The 17,959-nt window shown below is 67.0% G+C and carries 19 protein-coding genes and 1 riboswitch; of the genes, 13 read left to right on the top strand and 6 right to left on the bottom strand.

Annotated elements, in window-relative coordinates; all coding sequences use genetic code 11:
• Positions 1-2 precede the first annotated feature (2 nt).
• Genes A5651_RS22450 through A5651_RS22435 form a run of 4 tightly spaced genes read right to left on the bottom strand, consistent with a single transcriptional unit; the run spans position 3 to position 2,658 of the window.
• Positions 3-1,133: a glutamate--cysteine ligase gene (locus A5651_RS22450; RefSeq protein WP_066986250.1), complete on the bottom strand. Its 1,131-nt coding sequence runs from the start codon at positions 1,131-1,133 to the stop codon at positions 3-5.
• On the bottom strand, positions 1,114-1,821 hold the full coding sequence (locus tag A5651_RS22445) for a superoxide dismutase family protein (RefSeq protein ID WP_066986247.1): 708 nt from the start codon (positions 1,819-1,821) through the stop codon (positions 1,114-1,116). The genes A5651_RS22450 and A5651_RS22445 overlap by 20 nt, the downstream gene beginning before the upstream one ends.
• A 9-nt stretch (positions 1,822-1,830) precedes the next feature.
• Positions 1,831-2,295 carry a LytR C-terminal domain-containing protein gene (locus A5651_RS22440; RefSeq protein WP_066986244.1) on the bottom strand — a complete coding sequence of 155 codons (465 nt, stop codon included), beginning with the start codon at positions 2,293-2,295 and terminating at the stop codon, positions 1,831-1,833.
• A gap of 42 nt (positions 2,296-2,337) precedes the next feature.
• On the bottom strand, positions 2,338-2,658 hold the full coding sequence (locus A5651_RS22435) for a DUF3263 domain-containing protein (RefSeq protein WP_066986241.1): 321 nt from the start codon (positions 2,656-2,658) through the stop codon (positions 2,338-2,340).
• A 119-nt stretch (positions 2,659-2,777) separates the two neighbouring features.
• Between A5651_RS22435 and A5651_RS22430 the strand changes: the two genes are divergently transcribed.
• From A5651_RS22430 to A5651_RS22415, 4 genes are all read left to right on the top strand, one after another.
• On the top strand, positions 2,778-3,371 hold the full coding sequence (locus tag A5651_RS22430) for a peptide deformylase (RefSeq protein ID WP_066986238.1): 594 nt from the start codon (positions 2,778-2,780) through the stop codon (positions 3,369-3,371).
• 1 nt (position 3,372) lies between these two features.
• Positions 3,373-4,296: a GNAT family N-acetyltransferase gene (locus A5651_RS22425; RefSeq protein ID WP_369803991.1), complete on the top strand. Its 924-nt coding sequence runs from the start codon at positions 3,373-3,375 to the stop codon at positions 4,294-4,296.
• A gap of 10 nt (positions 4,297-4,306) precedes the next feature.
• Positions 4,307-5,107, top strand: coding sequence for an exodeoxyribonuclease III (locus A5651_RS22420; RefSeq protein ID WP_066986235.1), 801 nt, complete (start codon positions 4,307-4,309; stop codon positions 5,105-5,107).
• A gap of 61 nt (positions 5,108-5,168) precedes the next feature.
• Positions 5,169-7,529 carry a patatin-like protein gene (locus A5651_RS22415; protein ID WP_066986232.1) on the top strand — a complete coding sequence of 787 codons (2,361 nt, stop codon included), beginning with the start codon at positions 5,169-5,171 and terminating at the stop codon, positions 7,527-7,529.
• Here A5651_RS22415 and A5651_RS22410 read toward each other — a convergent pair.
• Entirely contained in the window at positions 7,526-8,461 is a 936-nt protein-coding gene (locus tag A5651_RS22410) for a lysophospholipid acyltransferase family protein (protein ID WP_066986229.1), read from the bottom strand. The genes A5651_RS22415 and A5651_RS22410 overlap by 4 nt on opposite strands.
• 21 nt (positions 8,462-8,482) lie before the next feature.
• A complete protein-coding gene (locus tag A5651_RS22405; RefSeq protein WP_197496736.1) occupies positions 8,483-10,240 on the bottom strand; it encodes an MFS transporter in 1,758 nt (585 codons plus the stop codon).
• 103 nt (positions 10,241-10,343) lie between these two features.
• A riboswitch (TPP riboswitch) is annotated at positions 10,344-10,455 on the top strand.
• On the opposite strand from A5651_RS22405, the gene thiC reads away from it, so the two are divergent.
• The 9 genes from thiC to A5651_RS22360 all read left to right on the top strand — a co-directional run bounded on the left by thiC (position 10,445) and on the right by A5651_RS22360 (position 17,935).
• Positions 10,445-12,016, top strand: a complete 1,572-nt coding sequence (thiC, locus tag A5651_RS22400) for a phosphomethylpyrimidine synthase ThiC (RefSeq protein WP_066986226.1) — start codon at positions 10,445-10,447, stop codon at positions 12,014-12,016. It overlaps the preceding riboswitch by 11 nt.
• Entirely contained in the window at positions 12,013-12,849 is an 837-nt protein-coding gene (thiD, locus tag A5651_RS22395) for a bifunctional hydroxymethylpyrimidine kinase/phosphomethylpyrimidine kinase (protein ID WP_066986223.1), read from the top strand. Before thiC ends, thiD begins: the two co-directional genes overlap by 4 nt.
• The gene (locus A5651_RS22390; RefSeq protein WP_066986220.1) at positions 12,846-13,463 is read left to right on the top strand and encodes an alpha/beta family hydrolase; all 618 of its coding nucleotides are present in this window, start codon (positions 12,846-12,848) and stop codon (positions 13,461-13,463) included. Before thiD ends, A5651_RS22390 begins: the two co-directional genes overlap by 4 nt.
• A complete protein-coding gene (locus A5651_RS22385; RefSeq protein ID WP_066986217.1) occupies positions 13,460-14,155 on the top strand; it encodes a DUF4190 domain-containing protein in 696 nt (231 codons plus the stop codon). The genes A5651_RS22390 and A5651_RS22385 overlap by 4 nt, the downstream gene beginning before the upstream one ends.
• Positions 14,156-14,213: 58 nt before the next feature.
• Complete coding sequence (locus A5651_RS22380; RefSeq protein ID WP_231988791.1) at positions 14,214-14,456, top strand: hypothetical protein; 243 nt, start codon at positions 14,214-14,216, stop codon at positions 14,454-14,456.
• Positions 14,457-14,567: 111 nt separating this feature from the next.
• On the top strand, positions 14,568-14,792 hold the full coding sequence (locus A5651_RS22375; protein ID WP_066986620.1) for a hypothetical protein: 225 nt from the start codon (positions 14,568-14,570) through the stop codon (positions 14,790-14,792).
• 16 nt (positions 14,793-14,808) lie between these two features.
• Entirely contained in the window at positions 14,809-15,144 is a 336-nt protein-coding gene (locus A5651_RS22370; protein ID WP_066986211.1) for a hypothetical protein, read from the top strand.
• Positions 15,145-15,166: 22 nt separating this feature from the next.
• Positions 15,167-16,387 (top strand): APC family permease, encoded by a 1,221-nt coding sequence (locus A5651_RS22365; RefSeq protein WP_197496739.1) that lies wholly within the window; start codon positions 15,167-15,169, stop codon positions 16,385-16,387.
• 111 nt (positions 16,388-16,498) lie between these two features.
• Positions 16,499-17,935 carry an FAD-dependent oxidoreductase gene (locus A5651_RS22360; RefSeq protein ID WP_066986206.1) on the top strand — a complete coding sequence of 479 codons (1,437 nt, stop codon included), beginning with the start codon at positions 16,499-16,501 and terminating at the stop codon, positions 17,933-17,935.
• The last annotated feature ends 24 nt before the right edge of the window (positions 17,936-17,959 follow it).

Here is a 17,959-nt window from a genome sequence, read left to right as displayed (position 1 = left end):
GATCAGATGTCCAGCTCGCCTACCAACGCATCGACCACGGCCCGCAGGTCGCCGTCGTTGTCTTCAACGACGCGCCGCTGACGCTGATACGACGCACCCAGCCGGCAGATCTCCTCGATCTGGGCCAGCTCGTCGGTGCAGTGCAGCGACTTTGCCACCGGTTCCAGCCGGTTCAGCAGGTCGTCGAGGTCCTCGGTGACCAGGCGTTCATTGCTGTCGGAATCCAGGATGATCACCGCGTCCAAACCGTATCGCGCTGCGCGCCATTTGTTTTCCTGCACATGCCACGGCGGCATCGTCGGCAAATCTTCGCCGGCGTCCAGCCTGCGGTCCAGGTCGACGATCAGGCAGTGCGTCAGCGCGGTCAGCGCGCCGAGCTCACGCAGGTTGGACACGCCGTCGAAGATGCGGACCTCCACGGTGCCGAGATGCGGGGAAGGCCTGATGTCCCACCGGATCTCGTTCATGTGGTCGATGATGCCGGTCTTCTTCTGATCGTGGACGAAACCTTCCCACTGTGCCCAGGTCTGAAAATGGAAGGGCAGGCCGGCCGTCGGCAGCTGTTGAAACATCATCGCGCGATTGCTCGCGTAGCCGGTGTCCTCGCCGTCCCAGTAGGGAGATGACGACGACAACGCCAGCAGATGCGGGTACTGGTTGAGCAGCGACGTGATGATCGGCATCACCTTGTGCGCCGAGGAGACGCCGACGTGAACGTGCACACCCCAGATCAGCATCTGGCGGCCCCACCACTGGGTGCGTTTGATCAACTCGGCGTAGCGCGGTGCGTCGGTCAGCTTCTGGGCCGACCACTTCGCGAACGGATGGGTGCCCGCACAAAACAACTCCATGCCGCGGTCACGCACGATGCAGCGTGCGGGCACCAGCGTGGAGCGCAGATCCTCCATCGCCTGGCCGGCGTTGTCGCAGATGCCGGTGACGACCTCGACGGTGTTGCGCAGCAATTCCTTGTGCACGCGCGGGTTCTCACCGATCTCGGCGATCACCGCGGCCGCTTCGTTGCTCAGGTCGCGGGTCTGGGCGTCGACGAGGGCGAACTCCCATTCGACGCCAACGGTCGGCCGGGCCGAGCCGGCGAAATCTATCCGTGAGCTAGCCGGTACCGATAACACCGCACGCGACCCGCTTACCGGCGTCGCCCGTGGCCAGGGTGGCCGCATCGGGTGGCGGAGCGCCGTTGGTCTGCTGGTAACGCTCCGGCGGGATGTTGGCGAAGTTGTCGGCCTTCTCGTGGATGATGATCGCGGTCTTGGCGCCCGCCTGCAGATCCTCGGCGGTGAACGCGTCGGTGGTGGTCACCAGTTCGGCGGTGCCGTCCTCGCGCACTTGGAGCGAGGTGAGGTCGCCGCTGGCGGGATGCCCGTTGTGACCCGGCACCTGGAAATGTCCTCCGGCAGAGTTGAAGTCACCCGGTTCGCCGCCGGTGGGTGCCACCGAGTTGGCGTCGCACTTGCCGACCGAGTGGATGTGCATGCCGTGAAAGCCGGGCGACAGCTGGCCGGGGCCGGTGGTCTTGACCGAAATCGTCACGTAGCCGCTGGAAAATGCGAAGTCGGCGGTGGCGACCGGTGCCCCGCTGGGATTCTTGAGTTCTGCGGTCAGCTTCTGCTCAGCCGGTGGCGCTGGTTCGCGGCCCTCCACAGCGGGCGCGGCCGGCGCGGGCGAACCGGTCCACACTGACGGAGTGGTGCCCGGCTGCGACGTCGCGTGCTGGGGCGTACTGCAGGCGCTCATGGCGAGCGCAGGCACGGCGAACAGAGCAGCGACGGTTGCGGTTTTGTACGCACGCGAGGCAGGCATGCCGTGAGCCTATCCCGTCACCACCACGACGACGCCCGGTGGTTGGTCAGCCAAGCCCGGTGCCCTCGGCTCGACCGGAGCCTGCAGCAGCCGGCCCACCTCGTCGGCGGATTCCCGCTCGCCCGGCGCGTCGCTGAAGTACACCGTGGTCGCGGTCACACCTTCCAGGGTGAGATTGCCGGTGTCGGTGACGTTCCAGCCGGCGTCGCGCAGTTGGTTGGCGGTGTTCTCGGCGGCGCCCGCAGTCTCGGAGATGTTATAGACGCGCACGTCGGCCTTAGCAGCTGCGGGTTTCGCCGACGTCGCAGGCGTCGAGGTGGTGCTGACCGCGACCGGCGGGTCATCGGAGCCCGAGTCGTCCCCCGAGCCCATGGCCTGGAAACCGACCAGCAGAAAGACCACGCCCAAAAACAGCAGCACCATCACCATGGCGCGCAGGGGCAGCCCGGAGGAGTCGGAAGGGCGCTCGTTCATCAGGCCCACTGTATCGGCGTGTCGCGCGAACCCGCGAAAGGCTCAGGTCACGTCGAAGCCGAGGCGGCGCGCCGCCCGCGCCTTCTGCCTGCTGGCCCGCAGCCGCCGCAGCCGCTTGACCAGCATCGGATCGGCTGCCAGCGCCTCGGGCCGGTCCACCAACGCGTTGAGCACTTGGTAGTACCGCGTCGCCGACATCGAGAACAACTCCTTGATGGCGTCTTCCTTGGCTCCGGCGTACTTCCACCATTGGCGTTCGAACGCCAAGATGTCATGTTCGCGGCGGGTCAACCCATCGGTGAGCTCGGAGTCGTCCCCGGATTGCTCAGTCCGCGCCATGGCGCCGTCCGTGTTGCTCCCCATTACTCCCTGGCCCGTTTCCGCACTCGACCTCGCTAGCGATACGGCGAATATTGAACCACGGCTTCGGTTCATGGGCCGTGAGCCAACCGGGCGAGTCGGCTCACTTAAGCTTGCCAACCGTGGCAGTCGTTCCCATCCGAATTGTCGGAGACCCCGTCTTGCACACCGCGACCACACCGGTGCCGGTGGCCGACGATGGTTCGCTGCCCTCCGATCTCGCTGAGTTGATCACGGATCTATACGAGACGATGGACGCCGCGCACGGGGTTGGATTGGCCGCCAACCAGATCGGCGTGTCCAAGCGGGTATTCGTGTACGACTGCGCCGAAGACCGCGGCAAGACGGTGCGGCGCCGCGGCGTCATCGTGAACCCAGTGCTCGAAACCTCAGCGGTGCCCGAGACCATGCCCGACCCGGACAACGACGACGAGGGTTGCCTGTCGGTGCCGGGCGAATCGTTTCCCACCGGCCGCGCCGAATGGGCGCGGGTCACCGGGCTGGACGCCGACGGCACCCCGATCACGATCGAGGGCACCGGCTTGTTTGCGCGCATGCTGCAGCATGAAACCGGGCACCTGGACGGGTTCCTTTACCTGGACCGCTTGGTGGGCAGGCACGCGCGCAGCGCCAAGCGGGCGGTGAAGTCGCACGGCTGGGGCGTGCCGGGCCTGAGCTGGATGCCCGGTGAGGACCCCGACCCGTTCGGTCACTGACATGCCCGACGTGCCCGATCTGCCCGCGGTCGGCACCCGAGTCAGCCTGCGTTACCGCTTACCAGAAGGTTCGGTGCCGCCGCTGACCGACGTGATCGGTCATCTGCTCGGCGTCGGTTCTCACATCTCTGTGCGGACGAAAGCCGGTGCTGTGGTTGATATTCCGGCTGATGCGCTGGTAGCCGTGCGGGGGCTGACACCCGCGCCGGTCCGGACGTCTGCGATCCGCTCGACCGAGCACGCGGCCGCACTGGCCTGGCCGGGCACCGAACAGGAGTGGATCGGCGGCTGGCTGTGCCGAAGCGCCGGTGGGTACACACACAGGGCGAATTCGGCTGTGCCGCTTGAGATCGGCGCGAACACCTCCGCGGTGCCCGCCATCGTCGACTGGTATGCGCAGCGCGGCCAACCGCCGTGGCTGGCGGTGGCCGACCGCCTACTCGAACTACCCCGCCGAGCGGACAGCCACCTGGAGACCGTCGTGATGGTGCGCGACCTACCCTTAGGTCAGGCCGATGCGGCGGTGAAACTCGCGCCTCGGCCGGACGACCGGTGGCTGGCGCTCTACCAACGCCACGTTCCGGTCGAGGTGCTCACCGCCACCGTGGCCGGCGCGGTGGTGTTCGCCACCCGCGGCGACGCCGCGGTGGGCCGCGCCGCGGTGACGTCCGCACCGGACGGGCGCCGCTGGGCGGGTCTGTCGGCGGTTCGCGTCGCCGAGGGACACCGCAGGGCCGGGCATGCGCGTGCCCTGTGTTCGGCGCTGCTGGCATGGGCCAGCGAACAGGGCGCCGACAGTTGCTATGTGCAGGTGCTGGCCGACAACGCGGCCGCGATCGCGTTGTACGGACAGCTGGGTTTCGCCACGCAGCACGGGGCGCGCTACATCGACGGTGCGCACGTGAGGAGCGTTCTGGATCCGTAGCCTATAGGCCATGCGGCTGGCCACCTGGAACGTCAACTCGATCCGGGCCCGTGTCGACCGCGTCACCGACTGGCTGGAGCGCGCCGATGTCGACGTGCTGGCCATGCAGGAGACCAAGTGCTCGGACGTCCAGTTCCCGACGATGCCCTTCGCGGCCCTTGGCTACGACGTGGTGCACTGCGGCTTCAACCAATGGAACGGGGTGGCGATCGCGTCGCGGGTGGGCATCGACGACGTGCAGGTCGGCTTCGAAGGACAGCCGATGTGGAGCGACCGTCCCGACATCGAAGAGGCGGCCGAAGCGCGTGCGCTGGGCGCGACCTGTAACGGGGTGCGGGTGTGGAGCCTCTACATTCCGAACGGCCGCATCGTCGACTCACCGCACTATGGCTACAAGCTGGCTTGGCTTGCGGCGCTGCGGGATACCGCGCAGCGGTGGCTGGCCGACGAGCCGGACGCGCAGATCGCGTTGACCGGTGACTGGAACATCGCCCCTACCGACGAGGACGTGTGGAGCGTCGAGGCGTACCGAGGAAGCACGCATGTCACCGGACCCGAGCGGGCGGCGTTCAACGCGATCGTCGATGCCCAATTCACGGATGTGGTAAGGCCATTCACGCCTGGGCCAGCGGTGTACACGTACTGGGACTACACCCAGCTGAGGTTCCCGAAGAACCGCGGGATGCGCATCGACTTCATCCTCGCCTCACCGGCGGTGGCCGCCCGCGTGACACACGCCGAAATCGTCCGCGAGGAACGAAAGGGCAAGTCCCCCAGCGACCACGCACCGGTGCTCGTGCAGCTGGACTGACTTTCCGCTGTTTTGTCCAACAGCGACGCCGTGACGACCTACGCTGGGCGGGGGTGCTCAGGTGAAGCCCGAAGCCGAATTGCGCTTGGCACTGGTGTGCTACGGCGGTGTCTCGCTGGCCGTCTACATGCACGGTGTCACCAAAGAACTTCATAAATTGCTCTGTGCGGGAAGGGCGTTCGACGCCCATCCCGCCGACAACCCGTTCGGGGGCGGCACCGAGGCGGTCTACTTCGACGCGCTGACCGACATCGCCAGATCCGGGCCTCGTCTGATGGTGAGCGTCGACATCATCGGCGGTACCTCGGCCGGCGGAATCAATGGGATCGCGCTGAGCAAGGCCATCGCCTGCAACGCCGGCCTCGAGCCGCTGAAGAAGGTCTGGATCGACGAGGGCGACATCCGCAAGCTGCTCCGCGGTCCGCGGCTGTTCGGCCCGACCACACAGGTCCTCACCACCGTCGTGGGCCAGCTGGGCAGGCTGTTCGGCTCCTCGTCGCCGTTGCGCGGGGAGCACATGTCCAAGCTGTTGTTGAAGGCCATGAAGGATATGGACAACCAGCGGGGCGCCGAGGCGCCCTCGCTGCTTCCCGGCAAGGCGCCCGCGCTCGAGCTGTACGTGCCCACAACCGATCTCCGCGGCTTCGAGGTAGTTGTCCCATCCGGCGCCGGCGGTGCCAGCAATCGGGACCGCGACTACCGGCAGGTGCTGGTGTTTCACGGCGCCGGCGGCGAGCTGGAGCAGTTCGGGGCGGACTACACCGCCGATCTGGCGTTCGCCGGCCGGGCCAGCTCCAGCTTTCCCGGCGCGTTTGCACCCGTCAGCCAGTCGTCGTTCAAAGACGAGATCGGCAAACGGGACGCACAGGACGTTCGTCTGCACAACAGTGTGTTCCTCTGCCAATACGACGACGCCCGGTCCGAGGACGTCTACTTCGTCGACGGCGGCGTACTGGACAATGCGCCGTTCGATGTGGTGATCGACGCGATCGCCAGGCGGCGGGCGCAGTCGCGGGTGTACCGGCAGCTGGTCTACATCGAGCCGGACCCCGGGCAGGAACTCTATTCGGCCACGGCGAAACCGGTGAAAACCAAGAGGCGGTGGCTCAAGGACCTCGTCGCGGTCTCGACGGTGCGCAGCAGCCACCCGATCCTGACGGCGCTCGCCGAGCTACGCGACATGAACTGGCGGATCGAGGAGATCCGGGCGATCGCCGAAGAGCAGGAGAGCTACGTCGAAGATCGCACCAAAGACGTTCTGCGGCAGATGATATCGTCGGACAGTACCAAATCGGCTCGAAGCGCCGCGACCACGGCGGAACTCGTCGACGAGCTTGCCCCCGTAAATTCCGGTGTGCCGCCCGACGACGTGATCCGCGCCGTGTCCGACAAGGTGTACGAGAGCGCACGCAACGCGCTGGGTGCCACCTGGCCGACATATCAGCGGCTGAAGTTCGAGGCCGTGCTGACGCAACTCTCCGATCACATCGACGTGTGTCTCGGATATCCGAAGCCGTCGGCGAAGGCGGGCTTCGTCACAGCGACCTGGATCGCCTGGGCGCGTCAGCACGACGCGTGGAAGGCGGGCCGTACCCGGGCGCTCGGGGATCTGCTGCGCGACACCGACATGCCGTACCGCGAGCGGCGCCTGGTCTTCATCCTGGCGCGGATCAACGATCTGTACGACCTCGACGACGACAGGCCGCCCGCCGGCGACATCGATGCGCTGAAGTCCAAGGTGTGGTCGATGATCGCGGCGATCCGTCGCGGAACCCGCGCTGCGGTCGAGCAGCTCCCATTGGATCTTCTGCGCCTCAGCGATACGGACACGCTCGCCGATCCCGAGGTGTTCGCGCAAGATCACAGATCCGAACTGCAGACCATATTCGAACGCTACGCCGCCGGAGTGAAACCGTTATGCGGCGACAGCGCCGAACTATTCACGGCCTTCAAGACATACACCCAGGAGTGGGAGTCGGCACAGGCGCGCGACGCGTTGCTCAACCGCTACCTGGGGTTCGCGCTGTGGGACGGCATCCTGTTCCCGACGATCGCGTTGAGCGAGGTGCCGCAGCTCTCACCGATTCCGGTGGCGCAATTCAGCCCGCTGACCGCAAAGGCACTCACGCCGCCGGCCGACCGCAATGCCAAGCCGACCAAGCTGAAGGGCATCCCCGTCAAACACTTCGCGGCGTTCTTCAATGCGAAGTATCGCGAAAACGACTATCTGTGGGGCCGATTGGACGGCGCGGAGCTGATTCTGCGCATGCTGTCGGACGTGGCGGGCACCGGCGGTGAGACCTTCTCCCGCCACCTGCCGGACGTGCTGCAGGCCGTGCTCGACACCGAAATCGATCTGACCCGGGTCAAGGACCTTCGCGAGCATCTCGCACGTCAGGTGGAGGAGCTGCGACGGGACTAGCCGAACAGCGGAAGCGCGCGCTTGCGGGCCAGGGCATCCATCCCGCTCTGAATGCTCGCCTGGACCTCCGAGTATTTGCTCTCCACGTACTCCTGGTCGTCCGCACGGGCCGGGTCGTGGTCCAGTTCGACCGCCGGCATCAGGCGGGTTCTGATTTTGGCGGGCAACGGAAACTGCGGCAACGCTGCGGGAGCTATGCCCCACGGCAGCGACAGCGCCAGCGGAAAGACCTTGAGACGCAACATCTTGTCCAATCGCAGGGTCTTCGACAGCCGATCGCCGCGGATCAGCACCGGCATTGCGTCGGCGCCCCCGACAGTCGCGATCGGCACAATCGGAACGCCGCAGCGGATCGCCAGTTTCACGAACCCGCTGCGGCCCGCGAGGTTGGCCCTGTCCCGTTCATGCCAGGGGCGCAGCGAGTCGACCTCGCCGCCCGGCCACACCGCCACGTCGCGGCCCTCGGCGAGCGCGGTCGCCATCGAATCGGGCGCGGCGGGCAGCACGCCCATCGCGCGGAAGTAGCGTCCGATGCCGGGGATGGCCATCAACGCGTCGTGGGCGGTGCCATGCAGGAGACGGTCCTGGCCGAACCGCCGCCACCACTGCACGCCGACCGTCCAGGCATCCCAGACGAACGGCGCGCCTGAGTGGATTCCCACCAGAAGCACCGGCGGCTCGGGAAGGTTCTCCCAGCCGTCCATCTCCATCCGGAACCAGTAGTCGACGAGGAAGTTCCACAGGTACTTCTGGCGCTGCATCGTCGCCTCGTCGGGCCCCTGCAGATCCCACTGCCCGGCGCGCTCAGCCACCCAGGACGACAGTCCCCCGTCCTGCTCGCTGCGCCGAGCGGACATCTTGGCGCGCGCCTCGTCGGCGTGGCGCGCTGCTTGCTGACGGACCTCTTGGGTGCGGCGGTCGGTGCTTGTCATACCCGCCGGGTACCCAAAACGTCAGTCTTCGTCGACGCCTCCGTACCGGCCGGGATTGAACACCGAGGCGAGCGCGCCGATGACCATCATCACCGCCGCCGCGACGAACACCACGACCAGCCCGCTGTGGAACGGCTCGGTGATCAGGGTCGGGAAGAATGTCTTGCCGGTCAGGACCTCGGCGTTGACGCCGGGTTGCTGCAACGCGTTGTGGGGCGCGAGCAGCTCCTCGATCGGGTTGTACCCGAGGAACGCGGCGAACAGGCTGCCGACCGGCGGGGTGTTGGCCACCTCACCGGCGACGGCCGCCGAGACGCCCTGCCCTTGCAGGCCGTCGTGTAGCGCCGTCGGCAGCGTGTGGGCGAGCCCGACGATCATCAGCGAGAAGAAGATGCCGATCGACAGGGCCGAGCCCGCGTTGAAGAACACCGACCGCACGCCGGAGGCGGCGCCGCGTTCAGCGGCCGGGACACTCGACATGATCGCCGCGGTGTTGGGCGCGGTGAAGATGCCGCCGCCGAGGCCGTTGAAGAAGACCAGCACCGCGAATACCCAGTAGTCGAAATTCACCGGGATCATCACCAGCGCAATGAAGCACACCGCCATCAGCAGCATCCCGCCGACGGTGAAGTATCGGGCGCCGAACCGGTCGGCCAGCGACCCGGCCAGCGGCGCCGCGATCAGGAACCCGAACGTCGCCGGCAGCAGATAGATGCCGGCCCATAGCGGCGTGGACTCAAAGCTGTAGCCGTGCAACGGAAGCCAGATGCCCTGCAGCCAGATGATCAACATGAACTGCAGACCGCCACGGCCGCACGACGACATGAGCCCCGCGAGGTTGCCCATGCCGAACGACGTCGACCGGAAGAGCCGGATGTTGACCATCGGTTGCGGCACCCGTAACTCGATGAAGCAGAACGCAACCAACAGTGCCAGGCCGCCGATGATCGCCCCGAGCACCAACGGGTTGGTCCATCCGGTCGACGAATCGCCGTACGGCTGAATGCCGTAGGTGATGCCCACCAACAGTGCGGTCAGGCCGATTCCGAACGTCAGCGTGCCTGCCCAGTCCAGCCGGCCCGGGGTCCGCACGCCCAGCTCCCGCAGTGACCGGTAGCTCCACACCGTGCCGAGCACACCGATCGGCACGCCGACCCAGAAGATCGCCTGCCAGTGAATCTCGGCGAGCACGCCGCCGATCAGCAGGCCCAGGAACGAGCCGGCGACCGCGGCTGTCATGTTGACGCCCAACGCCATGCCGCGCTGGTTGGAGGGGAACGCGTCGGTGAGGATGGCGCCCGAGGAGGCCATCAGCATCGCGCCGCCGACGCCCTGGATCACGCGCCAGCCGATCAGCCACAGCGCACCTGCGTCGAGGTGGAAAGGGTCGAACGACAATGCGATGGCCGCGACGGTGAAGACCAAAAAGCCGAGGTTGTAGATGCGCACCCGGCCGAACATGTCGCCGAGGCGGCCGAAGAACACCACCAGTACGGCGGTGACGACCAGGTAGCCCATCAACATCCACAGCAGGTAGCTGACGTTGGCGGGGGCCAGCGGGTTCAACCCGATGCCGCGGAAGATCGCAGGCAGCGAGATCAGCACAATCGAGGCATTGATTGAGGCCAGCAGCATGCCCAGCGTCGTATTCGACAGCGCCACCCACTTGTAGAAGGGATGGTCGTGATCCATCCGCCTGCGCCTGCGGGCGATCTGCGCGGTGGCTCGGTTGGCATCCGCCACCACGGGGGGTTTTGTCATCTCGATCTCAGCAGTCATCAAGTTCGCTTACGTATCGTCGCGGCTTACGAAATGCATATATTAGCTATATAAACCAATGGCGGGCAATTTGTCTTCCATGCGCTAGCGTGGGGACGGCCTGAATACACCACGCGGGAGCGCGCTGGAAGTGCGCTGAGAGGACGGCTGGAGTGCCGTCGACCGTATGAACCTGACCGGGTAATGCCGGCGTAGGGAGATGCCATGAGTGCACCGTCGATCGACCCGTCCATCACCACCGGCCCCATCACGGGCAGCACGAAGATCTATCGCCACGGCGTGCCGTTCCGCCGGGTGAACCTGACGAACGGCGAGCATCTGGACCTGTACGACACCTCGGGTCCCTACACCGATCCGGACGCCCGCATCGACCTTGCCGCCGGACTGCCCCCGCGAGCCGGGGTGGTGACCGACCGGGGCACGCAGCTGCAGCGCGCGCGGGCGGGCGAGGTCACCGCGGAGATGGCGTTCGTCGCGCTGCGCGAAGGGCTTCCGGCCGAATTGGTCCGCGCCGAGGTGGCCGCGGGCCGTGCCGTGATTCCGGCCAACCACAACCACCCCGAATGCGAGCCGATGATCATCGGCAAGCGGTTCACGGTGAAGGTCAACGCCAACATCGGCAACTCGGCGGTGACCTCCTCCATCGGCGAAGAGGTGGACAAGATGGTGTGGGCGACCCGCTGGGGCGCCGACACCGTCATGGACCTGTCCACCGGTCGTGACATCCACACGACGCGCGAGTGGATCCTGCGCAATTCACCGGTTCCGGTCGGGACCGTGCCCATCTATCAGGCGCTGGAGAAGGCCAAGGGCGATCCCACGGCGCTCAGCTGGGACATCTACCGCGACACCGTGATCGAGCAGTGTGAGCAGGGTGTCGACTACATGACTGTGCACGCGGGAGTGCTGCTGCGCTACGTGCCGCTGACGGCGCGACGGGTGACCGGCATCGTGTCGCGCGGCGGGTCGATCATGGCGGCGTGGTGTCTGGCTCATCACGAAGAGTCGTTCCTCTACACCCATTTCGACGAGCTCTGCGAAATCCTGGCCAGCTACGACGTCACCTTTTCACTCGGTGACGGCCTACGGCCCGGTTCGATTGCCGACGCCAACGACGAAGCGCAGTTCGCCGAGTTGCGCACGCTCGGCGAGCTGACCGCAGTGGCGAAAAGCCATGGCGTGCAGTTGATGATCGAAGGCCCCGGTCATGTGCCCATGCACAAGATCGCCGAAAACGTGCGGCTGGAGGAAGAGCTGTGCGAGGAGGCGCCGTTCTACACGCTCGGCCCGCTGACCACCGACATAGCGCCGGCCTACGACCACATCACCTCGGCGATCGGCGCGGCGATGATCGCGTCCGCGGGCACAGCGATGCTGTGCTACGTCACACCGAAGGAGCACCTCGGCCTGCCCGACCGCGAAGACGTCAAGCAGGGCGTGATCGCCTACAAGATCGCCGCGCATGCCGCCGACCTCGCCAAGGGCCACCCGCAGGCCCAGCTTCGCGACGACGCGCTCTCGGCCGCCCGGTTTGAGTTCCGGTGGAATGACCAGTTCGCGCTGTCCCTCGACCCGGATACCGCGCGGGCGTTCCATGACGAGACCCTGCCCCACGAGCCGGCCAAGACTGCGCACTTCTGCTCGATGTGCGGCCCGAAGTTCTGCTCGATGCGGATCACCGCCGATCTGAAAGATGCCATCCGTGACGCGATGGCCGAGAAATCGGCCGAATTCGCAGAGGGCGGCAACCGCGTCTATCTACCGTTGACCGAATGAGCTTCCTTCCGCTGACACCCGGAGGCCAGACACCGCCACGGGTGATGACGATCGCGGGGTCCGATTCCGGCGGTGGCGCTGGGATCCAGGCCGACATGCGCACGTTCGCGTTGCTCGGCGTGCACGCGTGTGTCGCGGTGACCGCGGTGACAGTGCAGAACTCTATGGGCGTCAAGGGTTTTCACGAGATTCCGCTGGACGTCATCGCGGGCCAGATCGAGGCGGTGGTAGGTGACATCGGGATACAGGCGGCAAAGACCGGGATGCTGGCGTCGTCCGAGATCATCGCCACTGTCGCCGATAGCTGGCGGTCGCAGGGGCTGGGCGATGACGTGCCGCTCATCGTCGATCCGGTCTGCGCGTCGATGCACGGCGATCCGCTGCTGCACCCGAGCGCGCTGGATTCGCTTCGGGCCGAACTGTTTCCGCTCGCGACGCTGGTGACGCCCAACCTCGACGAGGTGCGTCTGCTCGTCGACATCGAGGTTATCGACGAGGCCTCGCAGCGTGACGCCGCTCGCGCACTGCACGCGCTGGGTCCGACATGGGCGCTGGTGAAGGGCGGGCACCTACGCTCGTCGCCGAACAGCCCCGACCTGTTGTACGACGGCACCGACTTTCACGAGTTCGGCGCCTCGCGTATCGACACCGGCGACGATCACGGAGCGGGTGACACGCTGGCAGCGGCCATGGCCAGCGCCATGGCCCACGGGTACACGGTGCCCGACGCGGTCGAGTTCGCCAAGTCGTGGGTGACCGAATGTCTGCGCGCCGCTTACCCGTTGGGACACGGACACGGCCCGGTCTCGCCGCTGTTCCGGCTGCACCCGTGAACCTCGACCATATCGCGGGCGTCGCGCACGAGCCGGCCACAACACCCAAGGGCGCCGCGGTGCTCACACACGGAGCGGGAGGCAGCCGGGAGTCGGCGCTGCTGAAGAAGATCTGCGACGAGTGGGCCCGTCGCGGCTGGCTCGCGGTGCGATACAACCTGCCGTACCGCAGGCGCAGGCCGAAGGGTCCGCCGTCAGGATCCGCGGCGACGGATCAGGCCGGCGTCGTCGACGCGATCGAGGCGGTTCGCGCGATGGTCAAGGGTCCCGTCATCGCGGGCGGTCACTCATACGGTGGCCGGATGACGTCCATGGTGGTCGCCGACGGCACGACGCGCGTCGATGCGCTGACGTTGTTCTCCTATCCGCTGCACCCCCCGGGAAAGCCAGAACGGCTCCGCACCGAACACCTGCCGCGGATCGAGACGCCGACGGTGTTCACTCACGGCACGTCGGATCCGTTCGGCTCCCTCGACGAGCTGCGCGCGGCAGCGGCGCTGATTCCGGCGCCTACCGAGGTCGTCGAGATCACCGGAGCCCGTCATGACCTCGGCTCGAAGACGCTCGATGTGCCAGTGCTGGCCGTCGATGCGGCGCTACGGTTGCTGTCGTGACCGTTCCGCCCGGTGGGTATCCGCCGCCCTACCACCCGCCACAGGGCGGCTATCCCCCACCCGGCTATCCACCACCGCCCGGCGGTTATCCGCCGCCGTACTACCCGCCGCAGCCGTATTACGCACCGCGCCCACCGGGCACCAACGGATGGGCGATCGCTTCGCTGATCTTCGGCCTGCTCGGCGGCGTTCTGCTGGGCGTTATCTGCGGTGTCGTCGGACTCAACCGGGCCAAACAGGGACAGGGCGGACGTGGGTTGGCGATCGCCGGGCTGGTGCTGTCCGCACTCTGGGCGCTCGGGATCGCCGTCGCGGTGGTCCTGCTGCTGGTCTTCGACGACGGCAGTGTCCGCGCCGCCGACGTGAAGGCGGGCGACTGCCTCAAGGAGCTGCCCGCCTCCGGGTTGGTACTCAGCGTCAACACGACACCGTGCACCGAGCCGCACACCGGCGAGGTCTTCTCGGTGATGACGATGCCCGATGGCGATTTCCCCGGCCAGTCCGCGATCGAGGCCTACCAGAACAAGTGCGGGCCCGAGCTCGTGGACTACTCTCCCGAGGCGGCCGAGGATCACGACGTCGGCCTGTTCGTGTTGTCACCCAGTGAGGACTCGTGGAGCCAGGGCGACCACGCTGTCACATGCGTCGCCACCACCGACTCGCCCCGAACGGGGACCCTCAAGAAGCAATGAGAGAAGCAATGAGAAAGGACTAGGCGTGCCGGAGAAGACTTCTACAGGATCCCGTTTCGTGTCACTCGCCGGCCTGGCGCTCGCGGGCGCCGGGGTTGCGCACTTCGTCAAACCGGAGGCGTTCGACGAGATCACCGGGCAGGCGTTCCCGAGCGACACCCGCACGCACGTCTACATCGATGGGGCCGCCGAGACCGCGATCGGCCTTGCCCTGGCCGTACCGAAGACCCGCAAGCTGGCCGTCGTCGGGCTGATCGGTTACGGCGCCTACCTCGGGGTCAATATCGCGCGCAACCGCTAGCGACCAGGCACATATCGGCCGAGTTCTGCTGGGAAAAACGCACAAAGGTCGCCGCAGCCGACGAACGGCCATTAACATAGTGGTCGGGTATCGGCTGGAACGGGGGTGCGGGTGTTGGGCGCGGTGCGTAAGGTGCTCAGCTACCGGGTCAGCATCGGTCAGCTGATCGTCGTCGCGATCGTGCTCGGCACCCCGTACCTCCTTGTGGGGGCTTTCTGGTCGATGACCCACACCGATCATCTGGCTCGGATGGGCGGCGCCGACCTGGTCGTGTCGTTTCTCGGCGCGATCGTGTCCTGGCCGGTACTGCTTTTCGCCGACGTCTGCATGACCTGAATACGGAAGGCACCACGTGCATCACCATCACCACCGCGCCTTTTACCTCGGCGTGCTGGGCGTCGTGCTGGTCGCGGTCGGCCTGCTGGCGTTGAACTTCCCTGTGTTCATCGACTCCTTTGACCAGTTCGGCTTCCAGATCAAGTGCGGCAACGGTTACTTCGCGAACCTTGCTCAGGCCACCGAGGCCGGCGGCGACCACGCCCACCAGTGCGAGACGGCGCTGCTCATGCGCCGACTCTGGACCATCCCGCTGATCGTCGTCGGAGCGGTCGTGCTCGGTGTGGTCGTGTTCATCGAGGCGACTATTTGGGGCCGCGAGTCGGCCTTCGGCGAGGACCCCGTCGCCTGACCTAATATCACCTCCGGTGAGCATGCCGGAGGATCCCGCGCTGCAACGACGGCTCGGCATCGCCGATGCCGTGATCATCGGGCTGGGCTCGATGATCGGCGCCGGGATCTTCGTCGCGCTGGCGCCCGCTGCCGCGGCCGCGGGCTCTCTTCTGTTGATCGGGTTGGCGATCGCCGCGGTCGTCGCGTACTGCAATGCCACGTCGTCAGCTCGCCTGGCCGCGCTGTATCCGCAATCCGGCGGCACCTACGTGTACGGCCGCGAACGGCTCAGCGAGTTCTGGGGCTACCTCGCCGGCTGGAGCTTCGTCGTCGGCAAGACGGCCTCGTGCGCGGCGATGGCCCTGACAGTCGGTGTCTATGCCTGGCCGGCCCACGCGCACGCCGTGGCCGTCACGGCGGTCGTCGTCCTGACCGCGGTCAACTACGCAGGCATCCAGAAGTCGGCATTTCTGACCCGCGCGATCGTCGCGGTCGTGCTGGCGGTCCTCGCCGCCGTCGTCATCGTGGTGCTGGGTTTCGGCGACGTCGAGGCCTCCCGGTTGATCGGTGGCGGTGCCGGGGTGAGCGGCGTGCTGCAGGCTGCGGGGCTGTTGTTCTTTGCGTTCGCCGGATACGCGCGCATCGCCACCCTGGGTGAGGAGGTGCGCGATCCGGGCCGCACCATCCCGCGGGCGATACCGATCGCGCTCGGCATCACGCTGGGGGTCTACGCGATCGTGGCGATGGCGGTGTTGGCGGAGCTTGGCACGGAGGGCCTCGCGGGGTCGTCGGCGCCGCTGGCCGACGCGGTGCGCGCGGCCGGCTACCCCGGCGTCGCGCCGGTGGTCCGGGCGGGTGCGGCCGTCGCCGCGCTGGGATCACTGCTGTCGCTGATCCTCGGGGTGTCGCGCACGACGCTGGCGATGGCCCGCGACCGACACCTGCCGTCCGGGCTGGCCGCCGTGCATCCGCGGTTCGCGGTCCCGCACCGGGCCGAGGTAGTCGTGGGCGTGGTGGTGGCGGTGATCGCTGCCGTGGCCGATGTGCGGGGTGCGATCGGTTTCTCGGCGTTCGCCGTGCTGGTGTACTACGCGATCGCCAACGCCTCGGCAATGACCTTGGGTCGCAGGGCTATTCCCGTTATTGGGCTAGCGGGGTGCGCGCTGCTTGCGGTGTCGCTGCCTGCCGCGTCGGTGCTGCTGGGCGGTGCGGTCACGTTGATCGGCGCGCTGGTCTACTGGGTGCGGCGCATGCCGTCTTAGCGCCGGATATCGATTGGGTCACCATCGCGCAACTATTCGCGGTGCCCCCTACGGATTTACGGCCCCCGCCGAGGAGACTTCGTGACGTGACCGAATCGCGGGGGGCCGGCATTGGCGCGTGAAATCTCCCGCCAGGCGTTTCTGCGGAGTGCCGCGGGAGCGTTGGCCGCAAGCGCTTTCCTGGGCTCGGCGCGAGCGCTCGCCGAGCCGGCCGCATCAGGCTGGGAGGCTCTATCGTCGACAATCGGTGGGCAACTCCTGCTTCCCGACAACGGCCAATTCGACTCGGCCAAAGCGGTTTTCAACACCAACTACAACGGCTTCTCGCCGGCGGCCATCGTGACGCCCACGTCGGTGGCCGACGTGCAGAAGGCCATGGCGTTCGCGGCTGCCAACAATCTGAAGGTCGCTCCGCGCAGCGGCGGGCACTCCTACACGGGTGCGTCGACGGCTAACGGCGCCCTGGTGTTCGACTTGCGTCAGCTGCCCGGGGATATCGCCTTCGACCCTGCCAGCGGGCGGGTGACGGCAACACCCGCGACCAGGCTCTGGGACATACACCAGGCATTGGCCGCGCAGGGTCGAGGCATCCCGACGGGCACCTGCCCGACGGTCGGTGTCGCTGGGCACGCCCTCGGTGGTGGTCTCGGCGCCCAGTCGCGGCATGCCGGGTTGCTCTCCGACGCGCTGACCGCGGCCACCGTCGTCTTGCCTGGCGGGCAGGCGGTCACCGCGTCGGCCGCCGAGAACCCGGATCTGTTCTGGGCGTTGCGCGGTGGCGGCGGCGGCAACTTCGGCGTGACGACCTCGCTGACATTGGCCACGTTTCCCACCGCCGACGCCGACGTCGTCAACCTGAACTACCCGCAAGAGGCATTCGCGCAGGTGCTTGTCGGCTGGCAGAACTGGCTGCGAGCCGCCGACCGCAGCCAGTGGGCACTGGCCGACAGCACCACCGACGCCACCGGTTCGCGCTGCCGCATCATGGCGACCGGCCCGGCGGGGTCGGCCGGCAGCATGACGAGCGCCATCACCGCGGCCGTCGGGATACAACCGGCCAGCAGCGACACGCACACGTTCAACTATCTGGATCTGGTGAAGTACTTGGCCGTCGACAACCTGAACCCCGCACCGGTCGGATATGTCGGTGGCTCCGACGTTTTCCCGGTAGTGAACGCGGGTGCGGCGCAGGGCATCGCCGCAGCGGTCAACGCTTTCCCGGCTGGGGCCGGCCGGTTGCTGGCCATCATGCACGCACTCGACGGCACCCTGGCTACGGTCGCGCCGGGGGCCACGGCGTTCCCCTGGCGTGGGCAGTCCGCACTTGTGCAGTGGTACGTGGAGAACAACGGTTCTCCCTCGGCGGCTGTCAACTGGCTCACCACGGCACACCAAGCGGTGCAACAGTATTCGGTCGGCGGTTACGTCAACTACCTCGAAGCCAACCAGCCGCCGTCACGGTACTTCGGCCCGAACCTGTCGCGGCTGTCCGCGGTCCGACAGAAGTACGACCCGGGCCGAGTCATGTTCTCCGGGTTGGACTTCTAGCGCCGGTTGCTGGCCGCGATTTTT

The sequence above is a fragment of the Mycobacterium sp. 1274761.0 genome (genome assembly GCF_001668615.1).
In the GTDB taxonomy this organism is placed as follows: domain Bacteria; phylum Actinomycetota; class Actinomycetes; order Mycobacteriales; family Mycobacteriaceae; genus Mycobacterium.
The sequence above is the reverse complement of the archived record's forward strand: the minus strand, read 5'-3'. Positions and strand labels throughout refer to the sequence as shown.